The sequence below is a fragment of the Rhizobium sp. BK212 genome (assembly GCF_014197475.1).
In the GTDB taxonomy this organism is placed as follows: domain Bacteria; phylum Pseudomonadota; class Alphaproteobacteria; order Rhizobiales; family Rhizobiaceae; genus Rhizobium; species Rhizobium anhuiense.
Genome location: NZ_JACIFS010000001.1, coordinates 567,465 through 586,960, shown reverse-complemented (window position 1 = coordinate 586,960; position 19,496 = coordinate 567,465). Strand labels below are relative to the sequence as shown.

General features: G+C 62.1%; 19 protein-coding genes. 9 read left to right on the top strand and 10 right to left on the bottom strand.

Going from position 1 to position 19,496, the window contains the following annotated elements; genetic code table 11:
* Nucleotide 1 precedes the first annotated feature (1 nt).
* Nucleotides 2-958, bottom strand: a complete 957-nt coding sequence (locus FHT79_RS02820) for an ABC transporter permease (RefSeq protein ID WP_047613496.1) — start codon at nucleotides 956-958, stop codon at nucleotides 2-4.
* Nucleotides 959-1,087: 129 nt separating this feature from the next.
* The gene (locus FHT79_RS02815) at nucleotides 1,088-2,725 is read right to left on the bottom strand and encodes an ABC transporter substrate-binding protein (protein ID WP_097594750.1); all 1,638 of its coding nucleotides are present in this window, start codon (nucleotides 2,723-2,725) and stop codon (nucleotides 1,088-1,090) included.
* Nucleotides 2,726-3,046: 321 nt separating this feature from the next.
* Here FHT79_RS02815 and FHT79_RS02810 point away from each other — a divergent pair, with 321 nt between their 5' ends.
* The 4 genes from FHT79_RS02810 (at nucleotide 3,047) to pdxA (ending at nucleotide 7,642) form a co-directional block, all read left to right on the top strand.
* A complete protein-coding gene (locus tag FHT79_RS02810; RefSeq protein ID WP_028757420.1) occupies nucleotides 3,047-3,952 on the top strand; it encodes a dihydrodipicolinate synthase family protein in 906 nt (301 codons plus the stop codon).
* An 11-nt stretch (nucleotides 3,953-3,963) separates the two neighbouring features.
* A complete protein-coding gene (locus FHT79_RS02805; protein WP_097594749.1) occupies nucleotides 3,964-5,148 on the top strand; it encodes an exo-alpha-sialidase in 1,185 nt (394 codons plus the stop codon).
* A gap of 343 nt (nucleotides 5,149-5,491) precedes the next feature.
* Complete coding sequence (locus tag FHT79_RS02800; protein WP_097594748.1) at nucleotides 5,492-6,625, top strand: iron-containing alcohol dehydrogenase; 1,134 nt, start codon at nucleotides 5,492-5,494, stop codon at nucleotides 6,623-6,625.
* 30 nt (nucleotides 6,626-6,655) lie between these two features.
* Entirely contained in the window at nucleotides 6,656-7,642 is a 987-nt protein-coding gene (pdxA, locus tag FHT79_RS02795; RefSeq protein ID WP_097630943.1) for a 4-hydroxythreonine-4-phosphate dehydrogenase PdxA, read from the top strand.
* Between the two features lie 65 nt (nucleotides 7,643-7,707).
* Here the strand turns inward: pdxA and FHT79_RS02790 are convergent, their stop codons facing one another.
* From FHT79_RS02790 to FHT79_RS02760, 7 genes are all read right to left on the bottom strand, one after another.
* Entirely contained in the window at nucleotides 7,708-8,190 is a 483-nt protein-coding gene (locus FHT79_RS02790) for an RES family NAD+ phosphorylase (protein ID WP_097630942.1), read from the bottom strand.
* Complete coding sequence (locus FHT79_RS02785) at nucleotides 8,187-8,618, bottom strand: antitoxin Xre/MbcA/ParS toxin-binding domain-containing protein (RefSeq protein ID WP_097630965.1); 432 nt, start codon at nucleotides 8,616-8,618, stop codon at nucleotides 8,187-8,189. The genes FHT79_RS02790 and FHT79_RS02785 overlap by 4 nt, the downstream gene beginning before the upstream one ends.
* Nucleotides 8,619-8,777: 159 nt before the next feature.
* Complete coding sequence (locus FHT79_RS02780; RefSeq protein ID WP_047613228.1) at nucleotides 8,778-9,548, bottom strand: ABC transporter permease; 771 nt, start codon at nucleotides 9,546-9,548, stop codon at nucleotides 8,778-8,780.
* Nucleotides 9,545-10,333 (bottom strand): ABC transporter ATP-binding protein, encoded by a 789-nt coding sequence (locus FHT79_RS02775; RefSeq protein ID WP_028757630.1) that lies wholly within the window; start codon nucleotides 10,331-10,333, stop codon nucleotides 9,545-9,547. The genes FHT79_RS02780 and FHT79_RS02775 overlap by 4 nt, the downstream gene beginning before the upstream one ends.
* Nucleotides 10,334-10,341: 8 nt before the next feature.
* Nucleotides 10,342-11,388: an ABC transporter substrate-binding protein gene (locus FHT79_RS02770; RefSeq protein WP_028757629.1), complete on the bottom strand. Its 1,047-nt coding sequence runs from the start codon at nucleotides 11,386-11,388 to the stop codon at nucleotides 10,342-10,344.
* 56 nt (nucleotides 11,389-11,444) lie between these two features.
* Nucleotides 11,445-11,882 (bottom strand): VOC family protein, encoded by a 438-nt coding sequence (locus FHT79_RS02765; RefSeq protein WP_097630941.1) that lies wholly within the window; start codon nucleotides 11,880-11,882, stop codon nucleotides 11,445-11,447.
* Between the two features lie 107 nt (nucleotides 11,883-11,989).
* Entirely contained in the window at nucleotides 11,990-12,853 is an 864-nt protein-coding gene (locus FHT79_RS02760) for an AraC family transcriptional regulator (protein WP_097630940.1), read from the bottom strand.
* Between the two features lie 44 nt (nucleotides 12,854-12,897).
* Here FHT79_RS02760 and FHT79_RS02755 point away from each other — a divergent pair, with 44 nt between their 5' ends.
* The 5 genes from FHT79_RS02755 to FHT79_RS02735 all read left to right on the top strand — a co-directional run bounded on the left by FHT79_RS02755 (nucleotide 12,898) and on the right by FHT79_RS02735 (nucleotide 17,915).
* A complete protein-coding gene (locus FHT79_RS02755) occupies nucleotides 12,898-13,074 on the top strand; it encodes a hypothetical protein (RefSeq protein ID WP_155295713.1) in 177 nt (58 codons plus the stop codon).
* 208 nt (nucleotides 13,075-13,282) lie between these two features.
* Nucleotides 13,283-14,290 (top strand): sugar ABC transporter substrate-binding protein, encoded by a 1,008-nt coding sequence (locus FHT79_RS02750; RefSeq protein ID WP_183902955.1) that lies wholly within the window; start codon nucleotides 13,283-13,285, stop codon nucleotides 14,288-14,290.
* Between the two features lie 61 nt (nucleotides 14,291-14,351).
* Nucleotides 14,352-15,902, top strand: coding sequence for a sugar ABC transporter ATP-binding protein (locus FHT79_RS02745; RefSeq protein ID WP_028757423.1), 1,551 nt, complete (start codon nucleotides 14,352-14,354; stop codon nucleotides 15,900-15,902).
* Nucleotides 15,892-16,911, top strand: a complete 1,020-nt coding sequence (locus FHT79_RS02740) for an ABC transporter permease (RefSeq protein ID WP_028757424.1) — start codon at nucleotides 15,892-15,894, stop codon at nucleotides 16,909-16,911. Before FHT79_RS02745 ends, FHT79_RS02740 begins: the two co-directional genes overlap by 11 nt.
* 2 nt (nucleotides 16,912-16,913) lie before the next feature.
* The gene (locus tag FHT79_RS02735) at nucleotides 16,914-17,915 is read left to right on the top strand and encodes an ABC transporter permease (RefSeq protein WP_097630939.1); all 1,002 of its coding nucleotides are present in this window, start codon (nucleotides 16,914-16,916) and stop codon (nucleotides 17,913-17,915) included.
* 15 nt (nucleotides 17,916-17,930) lie between these two features.
* On the opposite strand, the gene glpK is transcribed toward FHT79_RS02735, so the two are convergent.
* Nucleotides 17,931-19,433: a glycerol kinase GlpK gene (gene glpK / locus FHT79_RS02730; protein WP_097622813.1), complete on the bottom strand. Its 1,503-nt coding sequence runs from the start codon at nucleotides 19,431-19,433 to the stop codon at nucleotides 17,931-17,933.
* Nucleotides 19,434-19,496 lie beyond the last annotated feature (63 nt).

The window sequence follows — 19,496 nt, the reverse complement described above, 5'->3', positions numbered from 1 at the left end:
GTCAGCGGCTCCTTCTTGAATCATTGGCGCGTGGATCGAGCAGCGGGTAGAGCACATCCACCAGCAGGTTCGACACCATCACCAGGAACGATCCGATCAGCGTGATGGCCAGAATGACCGGATAATCGGAATTGATCAGCGCCTGCACGGTCAAGCGGCCAAGGCCCGGCAGGCCGAAAACGAGTTCGACGAAGATCGCGCCGTTGACGATGGTGATCATGATCAGGCCGAGCTGGGTGACGACGGGTGTGAGCACCGGCCGCAGGATATGGCGCAGTGCCACGACGATCTCGGGCACGCCCTTGGCGCGGGCGGTCCGGACGAAATCCTCAGACAGCACCTCGATGACGGCGGCGCGCGTCTGGCGCACGATCAACGCGATCGGCTGGAAGGACAGGACGAGCAGCGGCAGCAGTATCCGGACATCGAATATGCCGCCCCAGCCGTAGGGCACGCTTGCACCCGGCAGCAGCACGATGAGGCCGACCATCAGCAGCGGACCGGCGACATAGGCCGGGATCGCCCAGAGGAAGAGCGCCGAGCCCAGAATGGCATAGTCGATGCGCGAATTCTGGTTCAGCGCCGCGATCATGCCGAGCGGAATCGCAACGACGGCTGTCAGGATGATCGAACAGAGAGCCAGCTGGAAGGAGACGGGTGCAGCCGCCGAAACCATTGCCCAGACGGAGCGGCCCGAGGTCAGCGAATTGCCGAACTGGCCGTGCAGCAGGTTCCAGATGTAAAGGCCGAACTGTTCGATGAAGGGCTTGTTGAGGCCGGCACTTTCGCGAATGGCTTCGATGCGCTGCGGATTATAGGCGACATCACCGGGCGCGCGCAGGAAGATCAGCTTGATCGGATCGCCGGCGCCATAGAAGGCCAGCGCATAGACGGCCAGCATCACCACCAGAACCGACGGAATCCAGATGGCAAACCGGGTTAGCACGTAGCGCAGCAAGGCCACCTCCCACCTGTTGTTCGATGCGTTCCCGCTTTTGGCTGCGATCGCATCTCTTCTTCTTGAAACTTGCGCGAAGGCCTTGCAGCCTTCGCGCGGGTTAGTGCCGACAGGGACGGTTTCCGCCGATCAACCGATGGAAATGTTCCAGGGTTCGACCACCTGCCAGTCGAGGTTCTTTTCCAGGCCCTTGACGTCCTTGGTGGCCCAGCGCGACATCGCCTGAGAATACCACGGGATGAAGGCCCAATCGTCGCGGAACGCCTTCTGGGCTTGCTGGGCGAGAGCGATGCGCTGCGGATCATCCGCAGCCTTGGTCGTCGCTTCGGCAAGGGCGCTGTCGACCTTGTCGTTCTTGTACCCGCCGAGCTTGTTCTGTGCGTTCGATGAGGTCGAGGCGATGGAACCCGCGAGATAAGAGACCGCATCGGGCACGCGGGTGCCGACGTCGTCGCGGAAGATCTGGACCGAGTTCTGGTCCGGACCGGCATAGGAGTCCTGCTGCGGCTTCATGTCGACGGCCGTGATGCCGAGATTCTGGCGCCACTGCTCGGCAATGAACTGGGCGGCCGCTTGAATGGCCGGCCCCGAGATGCCGACGAACAGGATCTTCGGCAGGCGCTCCGGCCCGCCATAGGTCGATTCCGCAAGCAGCTTTTTTGCGCCTTCCGGATCATAGGGATAGGGCTCGAAGCCGGAATTGTCAGCGCCCGGAACCGAATTGAGGATCTGGTCGGCCTTCTTGTGCGGCCCATCGGGATAGGACGCCTTGAACAGCCCGTCGCGATCAACCGCCATGATCAGCGCCTGGCGGACCTTCGGATCGTCCATCGGCGCACGGGAGATGTTGAACCAGAAGTGCTGGCTCGTCGGAATCAGTGGTCCTGCCGAGAATTCCGGGCCGAGATCCTGGATGATGGTCGAGGTGATGAGTTCGGTATGGGCGTTGAACTCTCCCGACTTGATCAGCGACGTCGCGCTGACATTGTCTTCGATCGAGGTGATGTCGATGCGTGCAAGCTTCGGCTTCGGCCCGAAGAAATTCTCGTTCGGCTCGAAAGAAAGCTTGCCGGCGTCGATATCGAGGCTCGTGAGCTTGAAGGGGCCGGAGAAGACCGGCTTACTATCCGGCTTGTACCAGTCGATGATCTCCTCGCCGTCGCTGCCGCGCGACTGCGATGCCTTGGTGATCGGCGCGATGTGGTTTGCGAGCCGCATGAAAAAGATCGGATCGGCGGCAGCCAGCGTCACGACGACCGTTCCCTCGTCGGGGGTCGCGACACCCGTCAGCTCGTTGCCGGAGCCGGCAGCGATTTCGGCGTAACCCTTGACCTTGCTCAGCACCTGGTCGGCGCGCTGGTTCTTGGTGTTCGGCATCGAGGCGACTTCCCACGATCCCTTGACGTCGGCCGCGGTGATCTTGCTGCCGTCGGAGAAGACGGCCTTGGGTTCGATCTTGAAGGTCCAGACGGTGTTGTCGGCCGATTCCCAGCTGGTGAAGACGTAAGGCTTGATATTGCCTTGGCTGTCGAAATACATCGGCGAGGCCCACCAGATCGAATTCCAGCGGAACGTCCTGCCGCCGCCGCGCAGCGGCGACCAGTCCTGGTCGAAGGCCGGATGCGCGACCTTCAGCACCTGGCCTTCATCGGCCATCACGATGCGGGCATTCATCCCGAACACGGTCAGGCCGACGCCGGCCGCAAGGCCGAGCTTCAGCGCGTTGCGACGCGATAGATTGGTTTTATCCGTTTGGTCAAAAGACATGGCATTCCCTCCCACGGTGAATTCGGCAGCGCTCTCCCTGCACCTGCCAGGCGCAGCACAATCCGTCCCGTATCGTTCTCTCGTTATTGTAAATATGTCAACAAAAAATCGTTATTTTGATCCGAACAAAATTTCGTTGTAAAAATATATAAACAATAACAGATAGATAAGTTTTCTAATCTGCACCGCAGCACTTTGTCTTCTTGACAAAATGGCCGCAATGGAAAAGTTCTTTGCACTCCATCACGACAGATGAATGACATTTCCATGCGCCATCGGGCGGTTCATCGCCCCCAGACAGGACGCGCCGAGGAGGGCGAAATGAGCCATCACAGGATTACAGGCGTTTTCAGCGCATCGGCAACGCCGCTGACGGCAGACAATACACCTGATCTCGCCCTTTTCACCGATCATTGCCGGCAGTTGCTGGCCGAGGGATGTCATGGCGTGGCGCTGCTCGGCACGACGGGCGAGGCCAATTCCTTCTCCGCAGCCGAGCGCCGCACGATTCTGGAAGCGGCATTGAAGGCCGGCATTCCGGCCGACAGGCTTTTGCCGGGCACCGGTGTCGTCGCCATCCCCGAGACCGTGGAGCTGACCCGGCACGCGCTGTCGCTTGGCGTGACCAAGGTGGTGATGCTGCCGCCCTTCTACTACAAGGGCGTCACCGACGATGGGCTCTTCGCCGCCTATTCGCAGGTGCTGGAAAAAGTCGCCGATACCCGCCTGCAGGTCATCCTCTATCATATCCCGCAGGTCTCCGGCGTGCCGCTCTCCCTTCCGCTGATCGGCCGGCTGATTGCCGCCTTCCCGGAAACGGTCGTCGGCATCAAAGAATCTGCGGGTGATTTCAACAACATGCAGGCAATCATCGCCGCCCATCCCAGTTTTTCGGTGCTGGCGGGCGCCGATCCGCTGCTGCTGCCGCTCTTGAAGGCGGGCGGGGCCGGCTGCATCACCGCCACCTCCAATCTCGTGGCGAATTCGCTGCGCACTGTCTACGACCATGTCCATGACGAGACGCGTGCTGGCGATGTCGAGGCGGCGCAGGCCCGCATCAACGCCTATCGCACGCTGTCCAATTCCTACGTCCAGATCCCCACCATCAAGGCAATGGTGGGGCTGAAAACCGGCAATCCCGCCTGGAGGCGCACGCGCGCGCCGCTGATGCCGCTCGGCGATGCCGACTATGCCGCACTCGCCGATAGCTACGCCAAGCTGCCTTGAGGAGATCCGTCATGCGTTTTACCGGCCTGCCTCCGGAAGCCGTTCCTGCCCTGATGACAGGGGCCATCGCCCCTCACCCCACGATCGAGGGCCGCGCCGAGGCCTACCTGCCCTCCCCTTGCATCCAGAACCATGCGGCCAATCTTGCCTTTCTGCCAGACGGCACGCTGACCTGCGTCTGGTTCGGCGGCACCATGGAGGGCATGGGTGACATCTCGATTTACATGTCGCGGCTGGCGCCCGGCTCCGAGTGCTGGTCCGCACCGGAAAAGATGAGCGACGATCCGCAGAAATCCGAGCAAAATCCGTTGATTTTCAATGCTCCGGACGGAAAGATCTGGCTGCTCTATACCTCGCAGACCTCGGGCAATCAGGACGGTTCGATTGTCAAATGCCGGATTTCAAGTGATGGCGGCCGGAGCTTCGGCGCTGTCCGAATCCTCTGTGACAGCCCCGGCACCTTCGTTCGCCAGCAGATCGTCGTCAATGGCAGGGGCGACTGGCTGCTTCCGGTATTCCGCTGCGTCGGCCTGAACGGCCAGCGCTGGAGCGGCGATGCCGACACGGCTGCCGTGCTGACGTCGCGCGATGGCGGCGCGAGCTGGCAGATGCGGGACATTCCGGACAGTGTCGGCGCTGTACATATGAACATCCTGCCGCTCGGCGGCGACGAGATGATCGCCTTCTATCGTAACCGTTTCGCCGTAAACATCCTGTCGAGCCGATCTTCCGATGGTGGCGAGACCTGGAGTGCGCCCGAAGCCACCGACCTGCCGAACAACAACTCCTCGATCCAGGCCACGATCCTGAATTATGGAGCAATCGCAATGGTTTACAACCATTCGAATGCCGGCATGTCGGATGCGCGGCGCCAGTCGCTCTATGATGAAATCGAGGGTGGCGCTGCCGGCGAGACCGTCGTTGCAGCCGATGGCGGCCGCAAAGCCATTTGGGGTGTTCCGCGGGCGCCGCTGAGCCTGGCGATATCGCGGGATGGCGGCAAGAGCTTTCCACACCACATCGACCTCGATACCGGCGACGGCTTCTGCCTCAGCAACAATTCGAAGGATTCGCTGAACCGCGAATTCTCCTATCCCTCGGTCCTCCAGGGTCACAACGGCACGCTCCATATCGCCTACACCTACTACCGGCGCGCCATCAAATATGTCAGCCTCGCCCCGCAATCCCTGCCGTGAGCAAAGCGGCAGCCGGAAAATTGTAAACCTGCATCCAATCGCACGCGAAAGATACAGGATACAACGGCCGCCGATCGGCAGCGGGATGGTAGTTGACAACAGGATCGGATTATTCACCGCCGTCGGCGTGGCGGCCGGCCCTTTGCGCCGAACTGCAGTCGCCATCGATATGGAATCCATAACCCACTGATATATTTATTGATACTGACACGGAACCCCCGTCTCAAGGCGCGGCAAGCCCATATCTGCCGATAAAAATCTCCACCCTTTGGAATGCCGGCTTGACTTTGATCTTACAACTTTACATTAAAGAGAGCGACGATATTGCAGGGAGGACTGGTTCATGGCCAGCTTGGGTTCGCCAATCACGATCGTTCGGCCGCATCTGATCGAATTCGGCGTCGGCACGGCGGGAAAGCTCGGCAAATGGGCCGCCGATAAGGGCTATCGGCGCACACTTGTCATCTCCGATGCCTTCAACGCCTCGCGCATCGACGTGCTGGAGCTGAAGGGTGAGGTGGCAGTCTTCTCCGATGTGATGCCTGAACCGGATACGGCCAATCTCGAAAAGGTCCTGGCGGCGGCAAACGCCGCCAATGCCGAGCTGGTCGTCGGCTTCGGCGGCGGCAGCGCCATGGATCTGGCAAAACTGGCGGCCGTGCTTGCCGGCTCCACGCAGACGCTGCATGAGGTCGTCGGCCCGAACAGGGTGCATGGGCCGCGCAAGGTCGCTCTCGCCCAGGTGCCGACGACATCGGGCACCGGCAGCGAGGCCGGCATCCGCGCGCTGGTCACCGATCCCGCCACGATGGCAAAGCTTGCGGTGGAAAGCCTGCACATGCTGGCCGATATCGCCGTCATCGATCCGGCCTTGACCTTCAGCGTGCCTGCCCGCACGACGGCCGCCACCGGCGTCGACGCGATGGCCCATTGCGTCGAGGCCTTCACCAACCGCAAAGCCCATCCGATGGTCGATATCTATGCGATCGAGGGAGCGCGCCTCGTCGGCAAATATCTCGCCCGCGCCGTCAAGGACGGCAACGACGCCGAGGCGCGCGCCGGCCTGTCGCTCGCCTCGCTTTACGGCGGCTTCTGCCTGGGCCCGGTCAACACCGCCGGCGGCCATGCGCTCGCCTATCCCCTCGGCACCCGCTGGCACGTGGCCCATGGCGCGGCCAATGCGCTGATCTTCCCGCATGTGCTCGCCTTCAACACGCCGGCTGCCCCGGAAAAAACGAAGGCGGTGATGGAAGCGCTCGGTTACGAGACCTCGGAGAATATAGCATCCGTCTTCGATGCGGCTTACGCTTTCTGCGCCGAGCTCGGCATCGAGATGAAGCTCTCCGGCCTTGGCGTGCCGGAGAGCGATCTCGACGCCATGGCCGACGACGCCTTTGCCATTCGCCGCCTGCTCGATAACAATCCGCGCGACCTCTCGCGCGCCGACATTCGCTCGATTTACGCCGCCGCTTTTTAGGCGGCAAAGTTTTCAGAAGGGACCCGCTCGATGGACAGGAATGCGAAAGTCGCCGTGACGCTGGGCGATCCGGCCGGCGTCGGCCCCGAAGTGATCGTTAAGGCCTTGGCAGCCCTTCCGAGGGAGGAGCGCCGCGATTTCGTCATTGTCGGCAATGTCGAAGCACTGGAACGCGCCGACCGCGTCACCGGCGCCGGACTGAAATTCGGCCCTGCAGATGCCGCCGGCAACGACAGGATCGCCGTCGACGAGGTGCCGCTCGGCGCGGCCCTGCCCGAAATCGGCAAGATCAGCCCCGTCGCCGGCGATGCCTCGGTGCGTTATATCACCCGCGCCGTCGATCTCGCCATGTCGGGCCAAGCCGATGTCATCGTCACCGCGCCGATCAACAAGGAAGCGATGAACCTTGCCGGCCATCACCATGACGGCCACACCGGGCTTCTCTCGCATCTCACCGGCTCGAAAAGTTCCTTCATGCTGCTTGCCTCCGAACGGCTGAACACCATCCACGTCTCCACCCATATCTCGCTGAAGGGGGCGATCGAGCGCGCCAAGACCGAGCGGGTGCTGGCGACCATCGAAGCGGGCCACAGGCACTTCCTGCGGCTCGGCCGCAAGGCGCGCATCGCCGTCGCCGGCCTCAATCCGCATTGCGGCGAAAACGGCCTGTTCGGCACCGAAGACATGGAGTTTCTCGCGCCCGCCGTCGAGCAGGCGCAGGCAAAAGGCATCGACGTCGTCGGGCCGATCTCGGCCGATACGGTGTTCGCCCGCGCCTATAACGGCGCCTTCGATCTCGTCATCGCCCAGTATCACGACCAGGGCCATATCCCGATCAAGCTCGTCGCCTTCGAGACTGCGGTCAACGTCTCCCTCGGCCTGCCGATCGACCGCGTCTCCGTCGACCACGGCACCGCCTTCGACATTGCCGGCACCGGCAAGGCCAACCATGTCAACATGCTGTCGGCCATCGCCTATGCCAGGCTGATGGCCCGCTCGCCGCGGCGGGAGGTGTGATTGCGGCAATCCGGGAGAAATGCTGCGCCGGTCGTCACCGAAACGTTGATTGCACCCTCAACCCATCAGATGCCGAACAGACGGCGATCCCAGAAGACGGGTTGGTGGAGGCTCGCGGTGATCGAGGGGAATTCCGGGTGGGCCGGGTTGATCAATATGTTGCGGTCGACGCGGGCGACGACGCTTGGCACCAGCAGGATGACGCTGCGTTTTTCCTGGCACCATTTTTCGCCTAAAGCCTTGCTGACAACAGCCGGCATGCTGTCCCAGCCGGGCAGCGCGGGCTCGGAGAAGACCTCGTAGCTTAACCCACGCGGTATTGTGATCGTCACATAGTGCTGGTTGGGCGGCAGCCGCCCGCTGCCGTGGACGAGCTTTTCGAGCAGCGCCGTCGAATATTGCTCGCTGGTGTAGATGATCGGGCTGCCCGATGTGTTCCACCGTCCCGGCGCGATGGTCGAGCCGGTGGCGTCGAAGATCGGATAGGTTCCGGCGGGATCGCCGATGCGGACGGATGTCAACGTCCGGTCGAGATGCTTTGCGCTCACGCAGCGCTGCCGTATTTCAGGCTTCCGAGGATATCGAGTACCAGCTCGCCGCCGATCTCGCTCTGGATGACCACGTCGATCGGCCGCCTGTCCTCCAACATTGCATGCGGGCGAAACAGGAAGTCGCGCGCCTCAGCCTCGCTCTGCCAGACATCGAGTGCCAGGCCCCAGACACGGGCAAGACGGGCGAGCTTTATGCCCTCGTCGGAAGAGAGCCGATGCTTGGACTTGCGCCGCTCGTAGGTGGCCTTCGGAACGAGGCGGTATTTGAACTGGACATCATCGGGCGCCAGAAGCATCGCCATGCGATCGAGCGCCTTGACCGGCAAGCCTTCTTCGATGCTGGAGAGCAGACCGAAGGCCGAACGCGATGCCGGTTCCCTGGCAGGCAATCCGAGAACATCGGCGATGAGCGCAAATCCCATCATGATCATGGATCCTTTTCACTTGAGGTTATATTTAGTCTCAAGTGATACAATGTTCAATAGCGCCGATCCGGCTTATCTTCGATAGCTGCCAAATATCTGCGTCTGCGTGATCGGCATCTGGGCAGGAGTTCGGACTGGTGGTTCGTTCGTACCGGGGCTTCAGCTTTGCCCCTGATGCAGCCGACGGAAAATCCGCTCGATCTGGGCAACGACGGCGAAAAAGACGATGCCGGAGAGAGAAGCGAGCACGACGGCGGCAAAGAGCCTTTCCGCCTGATAGTTGAATGTCGACTGGATGATGACAGCACCCAGCCCCTGGTTCGAGCCGATCCACTCCCCGACGATCGCGCCGATCACACAGGTGGTTGCCGAAATGCGCAATGATGCAAAGAGCAAGGGGGCGGACCGTGGTGCGCGCAGGCGCCAGAACGTTTCCCATCCGCTCGCCGAAAGCACATGCATCAGGTCAAGCTCGCTCGCAGTCGCCAGATTGAGGCCCCGGGCGGTATTCACCAGGGTTGGGAAGAAGCAGATGAGAGCGGCGATGATGATCTTCGGAAGCATGCCGAGGCCGAAGATGAGGATGATGATCGGCGCGAGCGCCAGCACCGGGATGGTGTTGAAGAGCAGGACGACGGGAAAATAGGCGGCCTGGAACCGCGGATTATAGACAAAGGCAATCGCCATGATCACGGCGAGACCGTTGCCCAGGAGGAAGCCGAGACCCGCCTCCCCCCATGTCGGAACGGCATTCGACAGCAGGAAGCGCCATTCGATGCCAAGCGTGCGCAGGATCGCCAGCGGCGTGGGAACGATATAACTGGGAATACCGAGAGCCGGCACCAGCCATTGCCAGGCGAGAAGCAATGAGAGGGCACCGATAACAGGAAGGCCGATCGCCTCGATGATGGATAACGGACGGTGCGTCATGCAGCCGAACTCCCCTCCTGCAGCAATTGGCGCAGACGGGCGGCGGTCTCCTGAACATCGAGGCTCTCACGCCGACAGAGGCCGCGCTCGTCTTTCATCGGCGCAAGGTCGATCAGCGCCTGGACGCGGCCCGGATTGGCGGCCAGGACCAGCACGCGTCCGCCGAGATAGATCGCCTCGATGACGCTGTGAGTGACGAACAGGATGGTCGTGCCGGTCCGGCGCCAGACGTCCAGAAGCTCGTCGTTCAGTCGTTCGCGGGTGATCTCGTCGAGCGCACCGAAGGGCTCGTCCATGAGCAGGATATCCGGCTCGCATTGAAGCGCACGCGCTATGGCGACGCGCTGGCGCTGTCCGCCGGACAATTGATGCGGATAGCGGTCGGCCAGATGCGACAGGCCGACCAGCTCGATCCAATGGTCGGGCCGCGGATCGACCAAGCGCGAGACGCTCTTCTTCCCCACCTGGAGCGGCAGCGCGACATTCTCCCTCACGGTCCGCCAGGGTAACAGCGTTGCGTCCTGAAAGACGAAGGCGACCTCGCGCCGCCGGCGCGCCTCCGAAGCTGTCCTGCCGAGCACCGACAGCCGCCCGTCAAGCGGCGGAAGAAGATCCGCCACCGCACGCAGGAAGGTCGACTTGCCGCAACCGGAAGGGCCGAGAATGGTCAGAAACTCACCCCTGCCGACGCTGAGGTCGACGCCGGACAGAATGCGGGTCGTCTCGACAGCGCCGGCATAGCCGACAGCCAAGTCCTTGGTTTCGATGGCCGCTGCTTCAGGCAAATCCGCTCTCACGCAATCTTCGGGCGGTCGCCCGCCGTCATGTCCAGTATCTCAGTCGTATAGCAATCCTCCAGCTTCGGAGCGCCGCTCTTGAACTGACCGATCTTGTCATAGACGGAAATCTGCTCGGCAAGCGCGGCCGGATCGAAGCTGCCCCAGCCATCCTTGCCGGTCGCAGCGTCGAAGCTCAGCGACAATATACGCGGCACCGTCTTCAGCTCTACGGCAAGATCGAGCTGCGGATAGGCCTCGACTGTCAACTTCACCGCCTTTTCGGGATGTTCATGCGTCCAGGCCCAACCCTTGGCGACGGCACGCAGCACCTTTGCCAGTGTCTCGGCATGGCCGCTCACGGCATCGTCGGTGGCGAAATAGACATTGGCATAGGATGGCAGGCCCGTGTCCTTCATCATCAGATCGATGCGGTCGGGGCCGATGACGGAAAGGGCCTGCGTGTTGGTGATCCATCCGGTGACCGCATCGACCTGACCGGTCATCAGCGGCGTCATGTCGAAGCCGATATTGGTGATGGTCAGGCTCGAGGGATCCATATTGTTCTTCAGCAGGATGGCATCGAGCACATAACGGGCCGTCGGCTGGATGCCGATGCGCTTGCCGACCATATCCCTGACGGTGCGGATCGGCGCTTTAGGCAGCGAGTAGAAGGCGAAAGGCGCCATGCGGAAACCGCAGGCGAAGATCTTGATCGGCACGCCGGATGACCTGGCAAGAAGAAGCTGTGCCGAATCCGAGAATTGGCCGAGCTGCGCATCACCGGTGATCACAGGCGGCACCGTTGCCGAATTGGGACCGCCAGGGGAAAACTCGACGTCGAGACCCTCGGCCTCAAACAGGCCTTGCTTGACGGCAACGATATCGCCGATCTGTCCGTTGCTCATCAGCCAATCATATTTGATGACGACTTTGGATGCGGCGGCGTTCGAATGACGCGGTACGAATACGCTGATCCCCGCCGTCGCCGCGGCGAGAGCAAAGGCTCCGCCCTTCAGGACGGTACGCCTGCCGACCGCGATTTGTTTGTCATCCCCGTTCATTTGCTTGCCTTCCCCTTGTTGGTTTGTCGGACGGCTGGCTGGGCCGCTTATGCTCGTTACTGCGGGTCGATGTCGCCGATCGGGCCGCCTTCGGACCACGCATAGATCTCCCAGAGATTGTCGTCGGGATCGGCGAAATAGCAGCATCGCGCATTCCAGACGTAATTCTGCGGCGGCGCGTGGAAGAGCACGCCCGCGGCCTTCAGCTCCGCATAGGCAGCATCGACCTGCTGTGGCGAGGCAAGCTCGATGGCCGCGCAGGCCTTGTGCACGCCCGGAGGCGCCCGGCGGTTTGAGACACCGGTATTCTCGGCGATATGCGCGATCTCCCAGAGCGCCAGCGTCACGCCCGCGCCTTTGAAATCGGCAAAGCCGGGAGCGCGGCGGCGCGGCTTGAAGCCAAGCCGCTCGACATAGAAGGCAGATGCTCTTTCGACATCCTCGACCAAAAAACAGATGTCGGTAATCGGATTGGTTTGGGCAAAAGCGGTCATACGGGCCTCCTGATGGGAAAAGCCTCGCAGACCGCAGCCTCAAGAGATTTCAAATTCGTGCGATTATCTTTCGCAAAATTGCTGATTTGCCATCGGCGGGCGCCGGCTCAAAGACGGACCGAACGCTGGTATTCCTTCGGTGTCGCCCCCATCAGACGCCGAAAGACGCTGGAGAAATGCGCCTGGCTGGAAAAGCCTGTGGTATAAGCGATGTTTGCAAGCGTCTCCTTGCCATCGGCAAGGTAAAGTCGCGCCCGCTCGATCCTGCGTTCGAGGACGAAGCGATGCGGCGCCATGCCCGCCGCCCGTTTGAATTCCCGACTGAAGTGAAAGGGGCTCATATGGGCCACACCGGCCAGCTCCTCAACACTCAAATCGGATTTGCCAAGCAGGTCCTCGATGTAATCGATCACGCGCCGGAGATTCTCCGATGTCAGCGGACGATCGCCGGCTTCAGGTTTGGCGCCCAGCAGTTTTACAACACAACAGGCGAGCGCCATTCCCAGATGCTGCATCAAAAGCGGGTCGTCGCGCCCGGTCTTCTCGGCGGCAAATGCAAGAGAAAGCGCAACCTGCAGCGTTGTCGGATCCGTCGTCGCGCTCAGCGCATCACTATCCCAATGCTCGGGATCGAAGCGAGAACCCCCGATGCCGCTGTAGAGCGCCGGTGACTGGAAGATCGAGATATAATCCGCCGCATCGCCCTCGACCTCAAGGACCGTGGCAGCCGGTTGAAATCCCAGAGTGAAGGGCGGCCTCTCAACTTCGCAGAATGCCCCGCTTCCAAACCGATAGGCATATTTGCCGTGCGCCGTACGGTTGATCGAAATTCTATGAAGCGAGCCCCTTGAAACCATTTGCCCCGCGGCACTGCGATAGGTCTCGACGATCATGTCGCGTTGAACGAAGGCCTTGTAGCCTCCGAGGGATGGCCGGCTTATTGAGAAAATCTGCGGATCGATATCGGGCATTGTTTCATTCTCCCTGACAGGGAGAGAGGCAAGTTGCGCGCCAAATGGAAGCCAAGCTTCGCGCTGGATATCAACGTCGTGGGATAAAACCCGACCGCGCCCATGTAAATCGTGATTTTATGACTGCTGTCGCGCCACACGGCACCACGGCCTGGCAGGCGTTCACCCTCGGCAAATCTGGTCGCATGCGCAAGAATTATGCAGTGCGTGTTTCTTCCTGATCGGTGGCTGTGGACTGTCGACTCATCTGATCGCTCCCAAAACCGCCGAGACATCCGAAATCATTCCCGGTCATGGGAAACCGCAGCCAGGGATCAGCTTTCGTTCCCTCCACTCTTTTCCCCGGAGATCGTTCTTTTGGAAATTCGTTCCTCCTCATCCGCATTAATCCATTTAATCTATAGACATAATTAATTGGAGAGAATGGCAATGAGCATCGAAAAATCCGGAAGCGGTCTCGGAAGACGAGACCTGTTGAAACTGTCGGCCGCGGCCGGGGTTGCCGTCGCCGGTGCCTCGCTCATCGGGCAGAAGCCGGTTTTTGCAGCCGAAGAGCTGTCGCTGAAAGGCAAGCGCATCGCCATCAGCGCCACCGGGACCGATCACTTCTTCGACCTGCAGGCCTATAATGCCCAGATCGAAGAGGTAAAGCGCCTCGGCGGCGAGCCGATCGCCGTCGATGCCGGGCGCAATGACGGCAAGCTGGTTTCGCAATTGCAGACGCTGATCGCCCAGAAGCCGGATGCGATCGTCCAGATCCTCGGCACGCTCAGCGTCATCGATCCCTGGCTGAAGAAGGCGCGCGATGCCGGGATCCCGGTCCTGACCGTCGACGTCGGCTCGACCTCGATCAACAACACGACTTCCGACAATTGGGGCATCGGCAAGGACCTAGCGCTGCAGCTCGTCTCAGATATCGGCGGCGAAGGCAATATCGTCGTCTTCAACGGCTTCTACGGCGTGACCCCCTGCGCGATCCGCTACGACCAGCTGGTCAATGTCGTCAAATATTTCCCGAAGGTGAAAATCCTGCAGCCGGAACTGCGCGACGTCATCCCGAACACCGTGCAGGACGCCTTCACGCAGATCACGGCCATCCTCAACAAATATCCGGAAAAGGGTTCGATCAAGGCGATCTGGTCGGCCTGGGACATTCCGCAGCTTGGCGCGACCCAGGCTCTGACGGCCGCCGGGCGGACCGAGATCCGCACCTACGGCGTCGACGGCAGCCCGGAAGTCTTGCAGCTCATCGCCGATCCGAATTCGCCGGCCGGCGCCGATGTCGCCCAGCAGCCGGCGGAAATCGGCCGCACCGCCATCCGCAACGTCGCCAAGCTGCTCGCCGGCCAGACCCTGCCGCGCGAGACTTATGTTCCGGCGCTGCTCGCCAACAAGACCAATGTCGGCGAAGTCACCAAGAAGCTCGGCATCGGCTGACACTGAACACGAGCGAGCCGGCCATGACCGGATCGCTCGGAATTTGCCCGGAGAGATCGACATGACGGCCATTTCGTTGAAGCAGCCGGTGACGGCACGCAACGACATCCTCCGCTTCGAAGGCATCGTCAAGCACTTCGGCGGGGCGCAGGCGCTTGCCGGCGCGTCGCTGATCGTCAGGCGCGGTACCATCCACGGTCTCGTCGGTCAGAACGGCGCTGGTAAGTCGACATTGATCAAGCTGCTGGCAGGTCTTCACCAGCCGGATGGCGGCCGGATCGAGATCGAAGGGCAAACTTTCGACAGGCTGACGCCGCATCTTGCCGAAGAGCTCGGCATCCACTTCATTCACCAGGACCGGCTGCTGGTTCCGACTTTCACTGTCGGCGAAGCCTTGTTCCTCGGCCGGGAACCGCGCATATCAGGTACGCCCTTCCTCGACCGGCGACTGATGCAGCGGCGCGCATCCGACATTCTCAACGACTATTTCGGTATCCGCTTGTCGAACAGCGCGCTGATCGGCGAATTGTCGACCGCCGAAAAGCAGATCGTACAGATCACCCGCGCCCTCCTCAATCAGCCGAAAGTGCTCGTCTTCGACGAGCCGACCGCCGCCTTGGTGCGCCGCGAGGCCGATATCCTCTTCCGGCTGATCCGTCGTCTGCGCGACGAGGGCGTCACCATCATCTATATCTCGCATTACCTGAACGAAATCGAAGAGCTCTGCGACCACGTCACCGTGCTGCGCAATGGACTTGATGTCGCCTCCCTGCCGATCGGGGACACCTCGGCCGGTGCGATTGCGCGGCTGATGGTCGAGCGCGACATCAAGGAGATGTTCCCGAAGCCACAGGTGACGCCGGGTGAAGAAATCCTCAAGGTCGAGCAACTGTCGGCGCCGGGGAAATATAGCGACGTCAGTTTCACGCTTCGCCGCGGCGAGGTGCTCGGCCTCACCGGCCTGCTCGGCTCCGGCGCCAAGGAGCTGGTCCGCACCCTCTTCGGTCTGGAGACAGCGGCGTCCGGCCGTATCGAGGTCAGCGGCAAGGCTGCCCGTTTCACCAATCCAACGCAGGCGACAGGGCGCGAGATCGCGCTGGTGCCGGAAGACCGGCGACGCCACGGCATCGCGCTCGACCTCAGCGTCGCGGAAAATATCAGCCTTTCCAGCCTTGGCCGTTTCACCCGTTTCGGCTTTCTCGATCGCAAACGCGAACGGGACGAAGCCGATGCCCTGATTAGTCGGCTGCAGGTGAAAGCCAATGGGCGCGATGCCTTGCTGCGCACGCTTTCAGGCGGCAACCAGCAGAAGATCGCCATCGCCAAATGGCTGAGCCGCCGCTCCGAGGTCTATCTCCTCGACGAGCCGACGGTCGGCGTCGATATCGGCTCCAAGGTCGAGATCTATACGCTGATCGGCGAACTCGCGGCGCGCGGCGCCGGTGTGATCGTGCTGTCTTCGGATCTGCCCGAACTCGTTGGCATCACCGATCGCATCCTTGTGCTTTTCCGCGGCCGCGTGGTGCGGGAATTCATATCGTCGGAGGCCACGGCGGATGCCGTGCTGGCTCAATCGACGGGATCATCCGAGGGACATCGTCATGTCGGCTGAAGTGGAATTCGCGCCTTCCGGTTTTTCTGCTGCGGAACCGCCTCCCCGGCCGGCCGGCAATATTGCAGCGGCCGCGCTACGCTTCGGATCGTTGATCGCCTTCGCCGCCATCCTGATCGTCTTCTCGCTGACTGCACCCTATTTCCTCAGCATCGGCAATATCGGTAATGTGCTTGGCCAATCGGCCATCTCAGGCGTGCTTGCCATCGGTCTGACGATCGTGCTGATCGCCGGCGGCTCCAATGTCGTCACCGGCGGCATCGACCTGTCGCTCGCTGCCAATATGGGTCTCAGCGCCGCCGTCTATGCGAGCCTGACGCAGCTCGGCTACGGCGATGCGACGGCGATTGCCGCGGCGATCTTGACCGGGGCGCTGATCGGCACGGTGAATGCCATTGCCGTCGTTTATGCCGGCATCGTGCCGCTGCTCGCCACGCTTGCCGTCATGAACGTCGTCGCCGGCCTGGAATTGGTGCTGACCGGCAATACCGTCCTGCCGGCCTCGACACCTTTCCTCTCGGCGCTTTCGGCCTCGGATCCTTTCGGCATACCGGTTCTCGCCTATGTGCTCCTCGGCTTTACGGCGATCGCGACGGCGGTCGTGCAATATACCCCGCTCGGCCTGCGTCTCTACGCTGTCGGTGAGTTTCCGGATGCGGCGCGTGCCGCCGGTCTGCCGCTTCGCCGGCTACTATCAGGTGCCTTCGTCGCCAGCGGCGTTTCCGGCGGCATCGCCGGCATCCTGTCCGTTTCCTATCTGAGCGGCAGCACGACCGGCGCCGGCGAGATGCTGCTGCCCGTCGTCGTCACCGCCCTGCTCGGCTCGGTCTTTTCGCGCCGGCTGGTTCCGACAGTCACCGGGACGCTGCTTTCGGCCCTTTTGGTCGGCTTCCTGGTCAACGGTTTCCAGTTGCTGAATATTTCGAGCACCCTGGTCAGCGGCGTCCAGGGCGTGCTCATTCTCATCGTCGTTTCCGCGACGACACTGCTGCGCCGGCAGGAGGCCTGACCATGTCGCTCCATATCCCTACCCCCGCCACGACAGGCTTGCCGCGTCTGATCGCCGGCGGCCTGGTGCGTTATGGGCTGATCCTCGCCCTGGTTGCGGTATTCGCCGCCTTTTCCCTGACAACGCCGACATTCACAACGCTGGCGAACCTGCAGAGCATACTGGTCAACAATTTCACGCTGCTTGCCATCGTCTCCATCGCCATGACCTTCGCCGTCGCCTCGGGCGGCATCGATCTTTCCGTGGGAACGGCAATGGATTTCGCCAGCTTCGCTTTCGTTTCGCTGGTTCTCGCCGGGCAGCCGGTGGCACTCGCCGCGCTGGCGGGACTGGCAGCCGGAGCGGTCGTCGGCGTCTTCAACGCGCTCTTGATCTCCGGGATCGGGGTGTCGCCGTTCCTCGCCACGCTCGGCACGCTGTTCATCGGCCGCAGCGTTCAACAACTGCTGACCAATGGCGGCAATCCGGTCTATCTGCCGCCGAACGGCGTGCCGGAGGCCTTCCGCTTCCTCGGCCACGGCACGGTCGCCGGCTTTCCGGTGCCGCTGGCCGCGGCCATCATCGTCATCGCAGCCGCAGCGGTGGTTTTTGCCCGCACGCGTTTCGGCCGTGTCATTCTGTCGATCGGCATCCAGCCGGGCGTCGTGCGCTATTCCGGCATCGCAGCGCCGGCCCATGTAACGGTGACCTTCATCCTGGTCGGGTTGATCGCGGCCATCGCCGGCCTGATCCTGACGGCAACCGTCACCACCTACATTCCATCCTCCGGCAATGCCTTCCTGCTCAATGCCATCGGCGCCACCTTCATCGGCACGACGCTCAGCCCGCTCGGGCGGCCGAATGTCGGCGGGACCGTCCTCGGCGCGCTGCTGCTCAGCGTCGTCGCCAACGGGCTGCTGCTGACAGACCTGAACTTCTATTGGCAGCAGGTCGGCACGGGAACGCTGATCTTTGCCGTGCTGGCCCTGAGCTTCATCAACAGAAAGGCTGCCGGCGGTGCGTAAGAGCCGGAAGCGGTTCTATCCCGCCGAGGCGTCCGAAATCATTCTGGAGACGGCATTCTTCCAGCCGATGATCTTGGTCTGCCGCTCGGTCTCCTCCATCGAAGGGCTGAAGCGGCGGTCGCAGGCCCAGGCCTGCGCAAACTCCCGCCTGCCGGGCCAGATGCCGGCTTTCGAGCCGGCAAGCCAGGCAGCACCCAGCGCCGTCGTCTCGCGGATCGCCGAGCGGTCGACGGGGTTCCCCGTCATGTCGGCGAGGCACTGCATGGTCCAATCCGAAGCCGCCATACCGCCATCGACACGCAGCACCGTTTCCAGCTGGTTGACCCCCCAGTCCTTCTTCATCGCCACCAGCAGATCGAGTGTCTGGTAGGCGACGGATTCGAGCACGGCGCGGGCAAATTCCGCCGGCCCGCTGTTTCGGGTCAGGCCGAAGATCGCGCCGCGCGCGGCCGGATCCCAATAGGGGGCGCCGAGGCCGGTGAAGGCCGGAACGATATAGACCTGCTGTCCGGGATCGGCCTTGGCCGCAAGCACCCCCGCCTCCGACGCCTGACCGATGATGCCGAGACCATCGCGCAGCCATTGCACGGCGGCGCCGGCGATGAAGATCGAGCCTTCGAGCGCATAGGTCGTCTCGCCGTCGAGCCGGTAGGCGATCGTCGTCAGCATCCGGTTGGAGGAGGAAACACGATCCCGGCCGGTGTTCAGCAGGGCAAAGCAGCCGGTGCCATAGGTGGATTTCATCATGCCGGGCTCGAAGCAGGCATTGCCCATCGCCGCCGCCTGCTGGTCGCCGGCAACGCCGAGGATCGGAAGCTCCGCACCGAGCAGCGCCTTGTCGACGCGGCCGAAATCATCGGCGCATTCCCTGACCTCGGGAAGCACCGCAGGGGGAATACCGAGAATGCCGAGAAGCTCCTCGTCCCAGGCACCGTCATCGATATTGTAGAGCAGCGTTCTCGATGCATTGGTCGCATCGGTGGTATGCACACGGCCGCCCGTCAGATTGTAGATCAACCAGCTGTCGATCGTGCCGAAGCAGACATCGCCTGCCTCCGCCTTCTCACGCAGACCGTCGACATTGTCGAGCAGCCAGCGCAGCTTCGTTCCGGAGAAATAGGGGTCGAGCAACAGCCCGGTCTTGGCGCTGAACAGCTTCTCGTACCCGTCGGCCTTCAGGCTCTCGCACATTTCAGCCGTGCGCCTGTCCTGCCAGACGATCGCGCGATGAAGCGGTGTTCCGGACTTGCGATCCCAAACGACCGCCGTCTCGCGTTGGTTGGTGATGCCGATCGCGGCAATGTCGCCGGCCTGTATGCCGGCATCTGCAATCGCCTTGCGCACCGTGTCGATCACGGACAGCCAGATCTCCGTGGCGTCATGTTCCACCCATCCGGGCTGCGGATAGTATTGGGTGATCTCCGCCTGCGCGGAGCCGGCCATTTTCATGTCGCCGTCGAAGATGATCGCGCGTGAGGACGTCGTGCCCTGGTCGATTGAAAGAATATAGCCGCTCATATCCGTCTCCGGCTCGCACGAAACCGCTCCGCCCGGCAAGGAGGGCAGACGCGGAGGTTTCAT